Here is a 12,887-nt window from a genome sequence, read left to right as displayed (position 1 = left end):
TCCGCTGTCTCCCTTCGCCCCGTCCTACAGGAGCCGCTCCATGTCCGACCGCAAGCCGACCGACGTTTCCGCCGCCACCGACACCCCCGCCGACCCCACCCGCCGCCTGCTGCTCAAGGGCGCCGCGGCCGGCGCCGGCGTGCTCGCCTTTCCCTTCGTGCATGCCTCGGAAAAGCCGGTGCTGCGCTACCTCGGCACCGCGGTGAACCAGAGCAAGGAGATCGCCGACCAGTTCTTCAAGGACACCGGCATCCGCATCGAATACATTCCGGTGACCACCGACGACGTCACCAAGCGCGCCGTCACCGCGCCGCACTCTTTCGACATCATCGACACCGAGTACTTCTCGCTGAAGAAGATCATCCCTACCGGCAACCTGATGGGCATCGACGCCCGCCGGGTGAAGAACGCCGACAAGATCACGCCGCTGTTCACCCGTGGCGAGATCGACGGCAAGGCGGTGGGCGACCAGGGCACCGCGCCGAAGAAGGTGATGTTCCTCGAAGGCGCCAATTCCAAGGTCTTCGCCAAGGCGCCGACCCAGTTCATGACGCTGATCCCCACGGTCTACAACGCCGACACCCTGGGCATCCGTCCCGACCTGATCGGCCGTCCGATCGAGTCCTGGGCCGAGCTGCTCAACCCGCAGTTCAAGGGCAAGGCCGCCATCCTCAACATTCCGTCGATCGGCATCATGGATGCGGCGATGGCGGTGGAAGCGGCCGGCATCTACAAGTACCCGGACAAGGGCAACATGAGCAAGGCCGAGATCGACCTCACCATCAAGGCGCTGATCGAAGCCAAGAAGCGCGGCCAGTTCCGCGCGTTGTGGAAGGACTTCAACGAGTCCGTCAGCCTGATGGCCTCGGGCGAGGTGGTGATCCAGTCGATGTGGTCGCCCGCGGTCACCAAGGTGCGCTCGATGGGCGTGCCCTGCACCTTCCAGCCGCTCAAGGAAGGCTATCGTGCCTGGGCCGCCGGCTTCGGCCTGCCGAAGACGCTCAGCGGCGCCAAGCTCGACGCCGCCTACGAGTTCATCAACTGGTTCCTCGACGGCTGGGCCGGCGCCTTCCTCAACCGCCAGGGCTATTACTCGGCGGTGCTGGAAACCGCCAAGGCCAAGATGGAGGCCTACGAATGGGCTTACTGGATGGAAGGCAAGCCGGCCGAGAAGGACATCAAGGGCCCGGACGGCACCGTGCTGGAGAAGGCCGGCAAGGTGCGCGACGGCGGCTCCTACGCCCAGCGCATGGGCGGCATCGCCTGCTGGAACTCGGTGATGGACGAGAACAATTACATGGTCCAGAAGTGGAACGAGTTCGTCGCCGCGTAAGGGTGGGCTCTTCGGTTGCTCCCTCCCCTTGAAGGGGAGGGGACGAAAATCGGAGGCCAAACACATGCCTCGCCGCTCCACGGGCCGCAAGCCGCCTGGCGAAACCCGCCTGCCGAAAACCCGCTGCACCACCCGCTGGATCGTGCGTGATGTGCGCTGAGGTCCCGACATCGAAGTCTTTTCTCTTTCTTCCATTGGAGCCACGCCGATGCCTTCCGTAGCCGCGACGCTTCCCGACACGCCAACGGCGGCCTCCGCCTCACCGGCCCGGCCCGCCGGCCGCAGCCTGCCGGCCTGGCTGCAGGCCATGCCGCTGTCGGCCGCCTTCGCCGTCTTCTTCATCGTCCCGCTGCTGCTGGTGCTGATGATCAGCTTCTGGGACTACAACGAATACGAGATCATCCCGGCCTTCACGCTGCGCAATTACATCGACATCTTCGCCGGCTGCGTCGGTGGCGAAGACCTGTGCGTGACGGCCAAGACCTATCTGTCCACCTTCAAGTTCAGCTTCCTGGTGTGGGCGATCACCCTGGTGCTCGGCTTCGCGGTGGCCTACTTCCTCGCCTTCCATGTGCGGGGCACCGGCACCCAGACCCTGCTCTTCATCCTGTGCACCGTGCCGTTCTGGACCTCCAACGTCATCCGCATGATTTCCTGGGTGCCGCTGCTCGGCCGCCACGGGCTGGTGAACCAGAGCCTGATGTCCGTCGGCCTGATCGACGAGCCGATCGAGTGGCTGCTGTTCTCCGACTTCTCGGTGGTGCTGGCCTTCGTGCACCTGTACACCCTGTTCATGATCGTGCCCATCTTCAACTCGATGATGCGCATCGACCGCAGCCTGCTCGAAGCCGCGTCGGACGCCGGCGCCTCGGCCTGGCAGACGCTGTGGAACGTGGTGGTGCCGCTGTCGCGCACCGGCATCATCATCGGCTCCATCTTCGTCATCACCATCGTGATGGGCGACTTCGTCACCGTGGGCGTGATGGGCGGCCAGCAGATCGCCTCCATCGGCAAGACCATCCAGGTGCAGACCTCCTACCTGCAGTTCCCCATCGCCGCTGCCAACGCGGTGATCCTGCTCGCCATCGTGCTGATGATCATCTGGTCGCTGACCCGGCTGGTCGACATCCGCAAGGAGCTGTGACCATGAATCGTGAACGCCGCACGCCCGGCTTCTACCTGCTCGGCGCCGTCTTCGTCGCTTTCGTGCTGTTCCTGTACGGGCCGATGTTCGGCATCTTCGTGCTCAGCTTCCAGGGCCCGGAAGGCGGGCTCACCTTCCCGCTGCGCGGCCTGTCGCTGCACTGGTTCGCCAAGCTCTTCGAAGGCATCGGCGTGATCGACATCGGCGCCGCCTTCCGCCGTTCGCTGGCGCTGGGCGCGGTGGTGATGGTGCTCACCATGCTGCTGTCGCTGCTTGCCGGGCTGGCTTTCCGCAAGCGCTTCAAGGGCAGCACGCTGGTGTTCTACGTCAGCATCGCCAGCCTCATCATGCCGTCCATCATCGTCTCGCTCGGCATCGGCCTGCAGTTCCGGCTGATCGATACCGGCATCAAGGCGTTGGCCGAATCGTTGGGCTGGACCAGCCTGCTGGAGAGCTACACCACCGCGATGGGGCTCTACAGCTCCGGCCTCGGCGCCCACCTCACCTGGACGCTGCCTTTTGGCCTGCTGATCATGTTCGCGGTGTTCAACCGCTTCAACCCGGCCTACGAGGAAGCCGCCGCCGACCTTGGCGCCACGCCCTGGCAGCGCTTCCGCCATGTGGTGCTGCCGATGATCGCGCCCAGCCTGGTCGGTGTCGGCATGTTCGGCTTCACGCTCAGCTGGGACGAGATTGCACGTTCGTCGCAGGCCATCGGCGACGTCAACACGCTGCCGCTGGAACTGCAGGGGCTGACGACCACCGTGACCACGCCGGTGATCTATGCGCTGGGCACCCTCACCACGTTGGTGTCCTTCCTGGTGATAGGTATCACGCTCGCCGCACTGGCCCTGCTGCGACGCCGTGCCGCGCGGCGGGCAAGCGCGTGAAGAATGACCCGCCCGGGCACTTGGGTCGGCCTGGGCTTTCTTCTTGCTTAAACGATCTGTTGTAAGCGTATGAAACCGAATCCGCGCCGGTAAGGCACGGTGTTGGTGCGCGTCCCGGCGTTTGCTTCTCCGCCTTGGGGCGGGCCACCCGTCTTGCCGCATCAACAGGTAAGCGTATGCACGCAAGCGATATCGACATCCTCTGGGTGGTGTTCTGTTCCGGTCTGGTCTTCCTCATGCAGGCCGGCTTCCTGTGCCTGGAGTCGGGGCTCACGCGCAGCAAGAACGCGGTGAACGTCGCGCTCAAGAATCTGGTCGATTTCGCGGTGGCCGTGGCCCTCTACTGGCTGTTCGGTTTCGGGCTGATGTTCGGTGCATCGGCCGCCGGGCTGATCGGCGGCGACCGCTTCATGGTGGCGGTGGGCCATGGCGCCGCTGCTTCGCTGGCGGCTTTCTTCTTTTTCCAGGCGATGTTCTGTTCCACCGCGGCGACCATCGTGTCCGGCGCGGTGGCGGAGCGCATGCGCTTTTCCGCCTATCTCGCGGTGGCGGCCATCATCGGCGGCGTGATCTACCCGGTGTTCGGCCACTGGGCCTGGGGTGGGGCGCTCGGCGGCGAACGTGGCTGGCTGGCGGAGCTCGGCTTCGTCGATTTCGCCGGTTCCACTGTGGTGCACAGCGTCGGCGGCTGGGTGTCGCTGGCGGCGGTGCTGCTGATCGGCCCGCGGCGCGGCCGCTTCGATGGCGGCGGCGTGCAGGCCATTTCCGGCGGCAACCTGCCGCTGTCCATGCTGGGCGTGATGTTGCTGCTGTTCGGCTGGTTCGGCTTCAACGGCGGCAGCACGCTGGCGCTGGACGCCCGGGTGCCGGGCATCCTGGTCAATACCGTGCTTGGTGCGGTTGCCGGCGTGCTGATGGCCCTGGGCGTTAGCTGGTGGATGCGCGGCTATGCCGATGTGGTGCAGACCCTGAACGGTGCCATCGCCGGGCTGGTGGCGGTGACTGCCGGCGCCCATGTGCTCGATGCCGGCAGCGCGCTGCTGGTCGGCGGCGTGGGCGCGTTGGCGATGATCGTCTGCCACGAATGCCTGCTGCAGCGGCGCATCGACGACGCGGTCGGCGCCATTCCGGCGCACCTGGCCGCCGGGGTCTGGGGCACGCTGGCAGTGGCGCTCTTCGGCGACCTCGCCGCGCTTGGCACCGGCCTGGGTCGGGGCGATCAGCTCTTCGTCCAGGCGCTGGGGATCGTGGTCTGCGGCGCGTGGGCCTTCGGTGCGGCCTGGCTGCTGCTGAAGGGCCTCAACCGGCTGATGCCGCTGCGGGTGTCGCCCGAGCACGAGCATGTCGGCCTCAACGTCTCCGAGCATGGGGCGCGCACCGAGCTGCTCGATCTGCTGCAGGCGATGGAGGTGCAGGAGCGCACGGGTCAGTTGGCGGTGCGGGTGCCGGTCGAGCCCTTCACCGAGGTCGGCCAGATCGCCGCCAGCTACAACCGGGTGATGGACGCCTTGGAGCGCGCGGTGGCGCAGACCCGTGCCGTCATCCGCGACGTGCGCGACGGCATCATCACCTTCAATCGCGACGGCCTGCTGCGCAGCCTCAACCCGGGTGCGGAAAAACTCTTCGGCATGCCGGCCGTGCAGGCCATCGGCATGCCGGTCGTGCGCCTTTTCGGCGACGGCCACTTGATGCCGGAGCACCAGCTGCGCCGCCTGATGGTGCCGGGCGACAAGACCGAGCTGCGCCTGCACCGGCGCGGCCTGCCACCGCGGGTGCTGGAGGTGTCGGTGAGCGAGAGCGCGCTCGAAGGAGAGCTCCTGTTCACCGGCCTGGTGCGCGACGTTACCGACCGCCGCTCGATGGAAGACCAGCTGCAGCGCGAGCGCGACCTTGCCCAGGTGACGCTGGCCTCGATCGGCGACGGCGTCATCACCACCGACGAAGCGGGGCTGATCCAGTACCTCAACCCGACCGCCGAGCAGCTCACCGGCTGGACCACGGCGGAGGCGCGCGGGCGCAACATCGCGACCGTCTACCGTCTGCAAGACGAGGCCAGCGGCGCGGCGCTGGAAAATCCGGTTAAGTCGGTGCTCGCCCACGGTCGCGATACCCGCAGCACCGAGCATGCGCTGCTGCGTAGACGCGACGGCGAGCTGATCCCGGTGCAGGACACTGCGGCCCCCATCCGCAGCCGGCTCGGTTACCTGATGGGCGTGGTGCTGGTGTTCCACGACGTCACCGTCACCCTCAACCTCACCCGCGAACTCACCCGCCAGGCCAGTCAGGATGCGCTTACCGGCATCCCCAACCGGCGCGAGTTCGAGCGCCGCCTGGCCGACCTGATCAACCGGCCGCCGGCGCGCGGCGCTACGCATGTGCTGTGCTACCTCGATCTCGACCAGTTCAAGGTGGTGAACGACACCTGCGGTCACGTGGCCGGCGACGAGCTGCTGCGTCAGGTCACCGCGCTGCTGCGCGGTCGCATGCGGGCGGCCGACCTGCTGGCGCGGCTCGGCGGCGACGAGTTCGGCGTCATCTTCTTCAACTGCCCGGTGGAGAAGGCGCTGGATATGGCGGAGGGCTTCCGCGAGGCGATCCGCGACTTCCGCTTCGCCTGGGAGGGCAAGGGTTTTTCCATCGGCGTCAGCATCGGCCTGGTGCCGGTGACCGAGGCCGACCAGCACATGGGGCGCCTGCTGTCGGCTGCCGATACCGCCTGCTATGCCGCCAAGGAAGGCGGCCGCAACCGGGTGCACGTCTATCGTCCGGACGACGACCAGCTGATGGAGCGCCACGGCCAGATGCAGTGGGTGGCGCGGCTGCACGACGCGCTCGATAGCGACCGCCTGCGCCTTTATGCCCAGCCCATCGTGCCGCTGGTGGCGGGGCGCGACATCCACTACGAGATCCTCGTCCGCCTCGAGGAGGACGGCCGCATGATCAGCCCCGGCAGCTTCATCCCGGCGGCCGAACGCTACAACCTGATGCCGCGCATCGACGAGTGGGTGTTCCGCAACGTGATGGCCTGGGTCGGCGATACCTACCGCCAGCGCGGGCGGGTGGAGGGCACCTGGTGCATCAACCTGTCGGGCACCACGCTCAACGATGACCGCCTGCTGGCCGAGATCTGCGCCCGGCTGGAACAGGCTGCCTTGCCGGCCGGTTCGATCTGCTTCGAAATCACCGAAAGCTCGGCTGTGGCCAACCTGTCGCGGGTGGTGAGCTTCATCGGCGAAGTGAAGCGGCTGGGCTGCGCCTTCGCGCTCGACGACTTCGGCAGCGGGCTATCGTCCTTCACCTACCTGAAGACGCTGCCGGTGGATTACCTGAAGATAGACGGCAGCTTCATCCGCGACATTGCGCGCGACCCGGCCGACCGGGCGATGGTGGAGGCGATCAACACCATCGGCCACACCATGGGGCTGGCGACGGTGGCCGAGTTCGTCGAGGACGAGGCCATCCTGCAGGCCCTGAGCGAGATCGGCATCGACTACGCCCAGGGCTATCACGTCGGCATGCCGCGCCCGCTCGCCGAGATGGGCCAGGTGCGGATGATGCCGCGCTAGGTGCGAGCTGCCTCAGCGCTTGGGCTGGGCCGTGGACGGATAGCCGGCGTTGTCCAGCGCCCGGTTCCAGGCGGCGGCCTGGAAGCCCTTGAGCGGCAGCGTGCCGACGGTGAGCGCCGGTACTTCGTCGGGCGTGCCGAGGCGCTCGCGGTAGACCGCCAGATCCGCCTCGGTGGCGATCGGCATCTCGGTGAAGGGCACGCCGCGGCGGTTCAGCAGGTCGCGCGCCAGGCCGCAGGCGTCGCCGCAATTGGCCGAGCTGTAGAGCACGACAGGGAAGGCGGCTGCGGCCTGCCGCACCGCGTAGGAATCGACGGTGTCGGCCGGATCGCTGCGAAAGCGCTTCTCTTCCACCCGCCTGACGCCGGGCGGCGGCGGCTGGTCCGAATACTGCACCCGGCCGTGCTCGTCCACCCAGCGGTAGGTCGTCTGCGCCTGCGCGCCCGCTGCCGCCAGGACGGCAGCGAGCAGCACCGGCAGCGCGGCGGTCTTCATGCGCTCACCATGCCGTTGTGGCGCAGCAGCGCGTCGACCCGCGGCTCGCGGCCACGGAAGGCCTTGAAGGATTCGAGCGCCGGGCGGCTGCCGCCGACGGCGAGGATCTCGCGCCAGAAGCGCGCGCCGGTTTCCGGATCGAGCAGGCTGCCCTTGCCGGCGCCGGCTTCCTCGAAGGCTTCGAAGGCGTCGGCCGACAGCACTTCCGCCCACTTGTAGCTGTAGTAGCCCGCCGCGTAGCCGCCGGCGAAGATGTGCGAGAAGCTGTTGGGGAAGCGGTGCCAGGCCGGCGGGATCAGCACCGCCACCTCGCGACGGACTTCGCCGAGCAGGTCGAGTACGCGCTCCATGCTTACCGGCTGGCCCTGGGCCTCGACCTCGCCGTGCAGGCGCAGGTCGAACATCGAAAATTCCAGCTGGCGCACCATCTGCATGCCACTCTGGAAGTTCTTGGCAGCGATCATCTTGTCGTAGAGCGCGCGCGGCAGCGCCTCGCCGGTTTCGGCGTGCGCGGTCATGCCCTGCAGCACGTCCCATTCCCAGCAGAAGTTCTCCATGAACTGGCTGGGTAGTTCGACCGCATCCCATTCGACGCCGTGGATGCCCGACACCGCGAGTTCGTCTACCCGGGTGAGCAGGTGGTGCAGTCCGTGGCCGGTTTCGTGGAACAGGGTGAGGACGTCGTCGTGGCTGAAGGTGGCGGGTTTGCCGTTCACCGGGCCGGGGAAGTTGCACACCAGGTAGGCGACCGGCGTTTCGGTGCCGCTGACGGTGACGTGGCGGCTGCGCGCGGAATCCATCCAGGCGCCGCCGCGCTTGGTCTCGCGCGCGTGCAGGTCGAGGTAGAAGTGGCCGACGACGTCGCCTTCCTTCTCGATGCGGAAGAAGCGCACGTCCGGGTCCCAGCGCGGGGCCTCGTCGGGCAGGATGTCCACGCCGTAGAGCCGGCGCACCACGCCGAACAGGCCGTCGAGCACTTTGGGTTCGGGGAAGTACTGCTTCACCTCCTGGTCGGAGTAGTCGTAGCGCGCCTGGCGCAGCTTCTCGGAGGCGTAGCCGACATCCCAGGGTTGCAGCTCGGCCAGCCCCAGCTCCTTGGCGGCGAAGGCCTTGAGTTCTTCCAGGTCGCGCTCGGCGAAGGGCTTGGCCTTGGCGGCGAGTTCGCGCAGGAAGCCGAGCACCTGGGCCGGGGTATCGGCCATCTTGGGCACCAGCGAGACTTCGGCGAAGTTGTTGTAGCCGAGCAGGCGCGATTCTTCCTCGCGCAGCGCCAGGATCTTGCCGATCAGCGGGCCGTTGTCCCACTCTGGCTTGCCCTGCTCGGAGGCACGGGTGGCGTAGGCGCGGTACATGCGTTCGCGCAGCCCGCGGTTGTCGGCGTACTGCAGCACCGGCAGGTAGGAGGGCATGTGCAGGGTGAATTTCCAGCCCGGCTTGCCTTCCTTGTCGGCGGCGGCGCGTGCGGCGGCGCGGGAATCTTCCGGCAGGCCGGCGAGATCGGCTTCGTCGGCGATCCACTCGGCGTGGGCGTTGGTGGAATCGAGCAGGTTTTCGGAGAACTTGGCGCCGAGTTGCGATAGTTCTTCCTGGATGGCCTGGAAGCGCGGCTTCACTTCGTCCGGCAGTTCCGCGCCGGACAGGCGGAAGTCGCGCACCTCGTTGTCGAGGATGCGGCGGCGCGCCGGCGACAGAGTGGCGTACTCGGCGCTGTCGCGCAGGGCCTTGTACTTGTGGAAGAGGGCGAGGTTCTGGCCGACCTCTGCGTAGAAGCGCGAGACTTCCGGCAGCATCGCGTTGTAGGCCTCGCGCCACTCGGGCACGTCCATCACGCTGTGCAGGTGGCCGACCACGCCCCAGGCGCGGCCCAGGCGTTCGCCGGTTTCGGTCATCGGCGCGACGAAGCCGTCCCAGGTGGGCGCCGCGGGGTCGGCGGTGAGACGGTCGATCAGGGCGCGGTATTCATCGAGCAGGCTGCGCACCGCAGGGGCGACGTGCTCGGGGCGGACGGTGTCGAAACGGGGCAGGCCGGAGAAGTCCAGCAAGGGGTTGGTGGCGGTGTTCATGATGTCGGTATCGGGCCGGAGAATGACGGGTGATGGCCTTATTGTGCCCAAAAAGTAAGAAGGGCGCCGCTATGGGCGCCCTCGGGCAAAAGCAATCGTCGTCCGCTGCGGACGCGCCGCTTACTCGATCAGATCCTTGTAGGCATGCCAGGTGGCATGGCCGAGCAGCGGCAGCAGGACCACCATGCCTATCATCATGGTGGCGAAGCCGATCGCGACCAGTACCACGATCAGGCCGGCCCACAGGGCCATTGCCGGCAGGTTGACGCCGACCGCCTTGGCGCTGGTCATCGCGGCGGTGATCGCGTCGGCGTCGCGGTCCATCAGCATCGGGATCGAGATCGCCGACAGCGCGTACACCGCCGTGGCAAGGGCGCCGCCGATGACCACGTAGGCAACCACGAAGTGGGTGTAATCGCCCGACAGGAAGACGTCCCGGAAGAAGTTGGACAGATCGGGGACGTTGCCCTGGTAGAACAGCGCGAACAGGATGGCCGAGATCCGTTCCCAGCCGATCAGCGAGATCGCCAGGAAGAGACCGAAGTACATCAGTGAGTCGCTGTGGCGGGTGAGGCCCATCAGCGATTCACGGAAGGTCGCCTTTTCGCCCATGTCGTGCCGGCGCGATATCTCGTACAGGCCGGCGGCCGCAATCGGTCCGACCAGGAAGAAGCCGGAAATCGCCGCGGTGAAGAGGTAGGGCATGTCGGCCGCATAGGACAGGATCAGATAGCCGATCACCGCGAAGAACACCCCGTAGCTCAGGCTTGCCGCGAGGTTGTCGCGCATGTCGCTCCAACCCATGCGCAACCACTGGAATGGTCGAGATGCGCCGACTTCGCGGATGTGGGGCAGGTGAAAGTGGTGGTCCAGTGTCGGGTAGGACTTGTTCATGGCAACCTCCTTCGCGTGGTGAAGCTGTCTGCCGCCCTCTGCGGAGCGGTGGCTTTACTTCTTAGATTAGGACAGCAAGAGCGAGTTCGCGAACGGGAATTACCCGTATGCGTGTCTGCCGCGCCGTCCTGTTCCGCCAGCGCTCAGGCTTGCATCCTCGCCGCGGCCGGCGCCTGCCAGATGTTGCGGCAGCCGGTTTCGCGCAGGAAAAGGCTAGCGACCAGGCCGAGGGCGCTGAACGACGCGAGCAGCGCGATGCCGTAGCGGAAATCGTCGACGGTGTAGCGCCGCACTCCGTCCACGATGCTGCCGTCCCAGCCGAGGTCCATGACCAGTCCGACCGCCGGTTGCAGCAGGGCGCCGGCGAGAAAGCCTCCCATGTTGGCAACGCTGGTGCTCATCCCCGACAGGTGAGGCGGATTGACCTCCTTGGCGCAGGCCCAGGTCAGCGAGAAGCTCGCAGTGCTCAAGCCCATCAGCAGAAACAGCGCGTACGACAGCGTTATCGGCATGCGCACCGCCGACAGCCACACCAGCCATAGCGCGCAATACAGCGCGGCACCGGCGATCAGCACCGGCTTGCGCCGGCCCAGGCGGTCGGACAGCGAACCGATGGCCAGGCAGCCCACCGCGAAGCCGGCGAAATACAGCGAAAGATGGTTGGCCGCCTGCACCCGCGCAAGGCCATGCACCTGCACCAGATAGGGCATTGCCCACAACCCGGCGAAGGCGAAGAAACTGCCGCAGATGCCGAAGTTGGCCCACACCGCCGGCCAGGTCGCGCGGTTGGCGACGACACCGGCCAGGCCGCGCCAGATTGCACGGCGGTCCAGGGGCGGCGCGCCGGCATTGCGGGCCGCGCCCTCGTGGATGAAGAACCACGCGGCGATGCCGAGCGCTGCCGACACCAGCGCCGCCACGGCGTAGATGTTGCGCCAGGAGGTGAGTTCCGCGACCGCTGCCAGCGGCGTGCCGGCCAGGACCGACCCGAGGTTGCCGAGCAGCATCGCCAAGCCCACCAGGGTGGCGAAGCGGCGTTCGTCGAACCATACCGCGATCAGCTTGAGCATGGCGATGAATACCACCGACACGCCCAGGCCCACCAGGGTGCGGCCGACGAGCGCGGCGTCGAGGTCAGGTGCGAAGCCGAACAGCGCGCTGCCGCCGGCCGCGACCAGCCCGCCCAGCGTCAGGATGCGGCGCGGCCCCAGCGTGTCGACCAGGATGCCGGTCGGAATCTGCATCACCGTGTAGACGTAGAAATAGGTGGCGGCGAGCACGCCGAGCGAGGCGGCGCTGGTCTGGAAGGCGGCGGCCAGATCCTGGGCGATGCCGGCCGGCGCGAAGCGGTGGAAGAAGGACAGGATGTAGGCGGCGATGACGACGGCCATCGCCAGCCCGCGGCCGCTGGCGGGTGGGTGCATGCGTCTCTCCTCGGTGCGGCGCCGTCGTGGGCGCTCGCTTTATTTCTTGTTCTTGTGCTGCCTGTGCCGCGCCGCAACCCGTGGGGCTGCGGCGCGTAGCCGGATCAGGCCAGCGTCAGCCCGGTCAGCCGTTCGTAGGCTTCGCGGTACTTGGCGGCGGTGCGTTCGATCACGTCGGCCGGCAGGTTCGGGCCCGGCGCCTTCTTGTTCCAGTCCAGCGTTTCCAGGTAGTCGCGCACGTACTGCTTGTCGTAGGACGGCGGGCTGATGCCTTCCTGGTAGCTGTCGGCCGGCCAGAAGCGGGACGAATCCGGGGTCAGCGCCTCGTCGATCAGGTGCAGGGTGCCGGCCGCATCGACGCCGAACTCGAACTTGGTGTCGGCGATGATGATGCCGCGGCCGGCGGCGTAGTCGGCGGCCTGGCTGTAGAGCGCGATCGCCGCCTGGCGGGCTTCTTCGGCCAGTCCGGCGCCGGTCTTGCCGGTGCCGGCCAGCGCTTCGGCGAGCACCGCGTCGCAGTGCGCCTGGGCCTGGGCGAAGGAGATGTTCTCGTCGTGGTCGCCGACTTCGGCCTTGGAGGCCGGGGTGAAGATCGGCGCCGGCAGCTTGGCCGCCTGCTTGAGGCCGGCGGGCAGGGCGATGCCGCAGATCGCGCCGGTGTCCTGGTAGTCCTTCCAGCCCGAGCCGATCACGTAGCCGCGCACCACCGCCTCGATCGGCAGCGGCTTGAGGCGCTTGACCACCAGCGCGCGGCCGCGTACCTGTTCGCGCTCGTCGGCGGCGACCACGGATTCCGGATCGATGCCGGTGAGCTGGTTGGGGACGATGTGGCCGAGCTTGGCGAACCAGAAGTTGGCCATCGCCGTCAGCACGCGGCCCTTGTCCGGAATCGGGTTGGGCAGGATCACGTCGAAGGCGGACAGGCGGTCGCTGGTGACGATCAGCAGCTTGTCGGTGTCGACCGCATAGATGTCGCGGACCTTGCCGCGACCGAGCAGCGGCAGACTCTTGATGGAGGATTCGAAAAGCGGGGTGGCCACGGAAAGGGTCTCTTTGAGCAAAACGCGATTATAGGCCA

At 67.2% G+C, this 12,887-nt stretch carries 9 protein-coding genes; 4 read left to right on the top strand and 5 right to left on the bottom strand.

What is annotated here, in order from left to right; translation table 11 throughout:
* Positions 1 to 40: 40 nt before the first annotated feature.
* From CJ010_RS18110 to amt, 4 genes are all read left to right on the top strand, one after another.
* The gene (locus CJ010_RS18110) at positions 41 to 1,333 is read left to right on the top strand and encodes a PotD/PotF family extracellular solute-binding protein (RefSeq protein WP_141019348.1); all 1,293 of its coding nucleotides are present in this window, start codon (positions 41 to 43) and stop codon (positions 1,331 to 1,333) included.
* Between the two features lie 208 nt (positions 1,334 to 1,541).
* On the top strand, positions 1,542 to 2,477 hold the full coding sequence (locus CJ010_RS18105) for an ABC transporter permease (protein ID WP_141019347.1): 936 nt from the start codon (positions 1,542 to 1,544) through the stop codon (positions 2,475 to 2,477).
* 2 nt (positions 2,478 to 2,479) lie between these two features.
* Positions 2,480 to 3,367, top strand: coding sequence for an ABC transporter permease (locus CJ010_RS18100; protein ID WP_141019346.1), 888 nt, complete (start codon positions 2,480 to 2,482; stop codon positions 3,365 to 3,367).
* A gap of 176 nt (positions 3,368 to 3,543) precedes the next feature.
* Complete coding sequence (gene amt, locus CJ010_RS18095; protein WP_141019345.1) at positions 3,544 to 6,933, top strand: ammonium transporter; 3,390 nt, start codon at positions 3,544 to 3,546, stop codon at positions 6,931 to 6,933.
* Positions 6,934 to 6,945: 12 nt separating this feature from the next.
* Here the strand turns inward: amt and CJ010_RS18090 are convergent, their stop codons facing one another.
* The 5 genes from CJ010_RS18090 to CJ010_RS18070 form a co-directional block, all read right to left on the bottom strand.
* Positions 6,946 to 7,428 (bottom strand): glutaredoxin family protein, encoded by a 483-nt coding sequence (locus CJ010_RS18090; protein WP_141019344.1) that lies wholly within the window; start codon positions 7,426 to 7,428, stop codon positions 6,946 to 6,948.
* Positions 7,425 to 9,491, bottom strand: coding sequence for a M3 family metallopeptidase (locus CJ010_RS18085; protein WP_141019343.1), 2,067 nt, complete (start codon positions 9,489 to 9,491; stop codon positions 7,425 to 7,427). Before CJ010_RS18085 ends, CJ010_RS18090 begins: the two co-directional genes overlap by 4 nt.
* Positions 9,492 to 9,611: 120 nt before the next feature.
* Positions 9,612 to 10,385 carry a DUF2189 domain-containing protein gene (locus CJ010_RS18080; RefSeq protein ID WP_141019342.1) on the bottom strand — a complete coding sequence of 258 codons (774 nt, stop codon included), beginning with the start codon at positions 10,383 to 10,385 and terminating at the stop codon, positions 9,612 to 9,614.
* Positions 10,386 to 10,528: 143 nt separating this feature from the next.
* Positions 10,529 to 11,809 (bottom strand): MFS transporter, encoded by a 1,281-nt coding sequence (locus CJ010_RS18075; RefSeq protein WP_141019341.1) that lies wholly within the window; start codon positions 11,807 to 11,809, stop codon positions 10,529 to 10,531.
* Positions 11,810 to 11,913: 104 nt separating this feature from the next.
* On the bottom strand, positions 11,914 to 12,849 hold the full coding sequence (locus CJ010_RS18070; RefSeq protein WP_141019340.1) for a phosphoribosylaminoimidazolesuccinocarboxamide synthase: 936 nt from the start codon (positions 12,847 to 12,849) through the stop codon (positions 11,914 to 11,916).
* Positions 12,850 to 12,887: the final 38 nt, after the last annotated feature.

It is taken from the genome of Azoarcus sp. DD4 (assembly GCF_006496635.1).
Taxonomy (GTDB): Bacteria; Pseudomonadota; Gammaproteobacteria; order Burkholderiales; family Rhodocyclaceae; genus Azoarcus.
The sequence above is the reverse complement of the archived record's forward strand: the minus strand, read 5'-3'. Positions and strand labels throughout refer to the sequence as shown.

Bases quoted from the DNA above. Each gene is read 5' to 3' on its own strand.
- CJ010_RS18085 (WP_141019343.1), bottom strand. From the start codon at position 9,491: ATGAACACCGCCACCAACCCCTTGCTGGACTTCTCCGGCCTGCCCCGT.
- amt (WP_141019345.1), top strand. From the start codon at position 3,544: ATGCACGCAAGCGATATCGACATCCTCTGGGTGGTGTTCTGTTCCGGT.
- CJ010_RS18100 (WP_141019346.1), top strand. From the start codon at position 2,480: ATGAATCGTGAACGCCGCACGCCCGGCTTCTACCTGCTCGGCGCCGTC.
- CJ010_RS18110 (WP_141019348.1), top strand. From the start codon at position 41: ATGTCCGACCGCAAGCCGACCGACGTTTCCGCCGCCACCGACACCCCC.
- CJ010_RS18080 (WP_141019342.1), bottom strand. From the start codon at position 10,385: ATGAACAAGTCCTACCCGACACTGGACCACCACTTTCACCTGCCCCAC.
- CJ010_RS18090 (WP_141019344.1), bottom strand. From the start codon at position 7,428: ATGAAGACCGCCGCGCTGCCGGTGCTGCTCGCTGCCGTCCTGGCGGCA.
- CJ010_RS18105 (WP_141019347.1), top strand. From the start codon at position 1,542: ATGCCTTCCGTAGCCGCGACGCTTCCCGACACGCCAACGGCGGCCTCC.
- CJ010_RS18075 (WP_141019341.1), bottom strand. From the start codon at position 11,809: ATGCACCCACCCGCCAGCGGCCGCGGGCTGGCGATGGCCGTCGTCATC.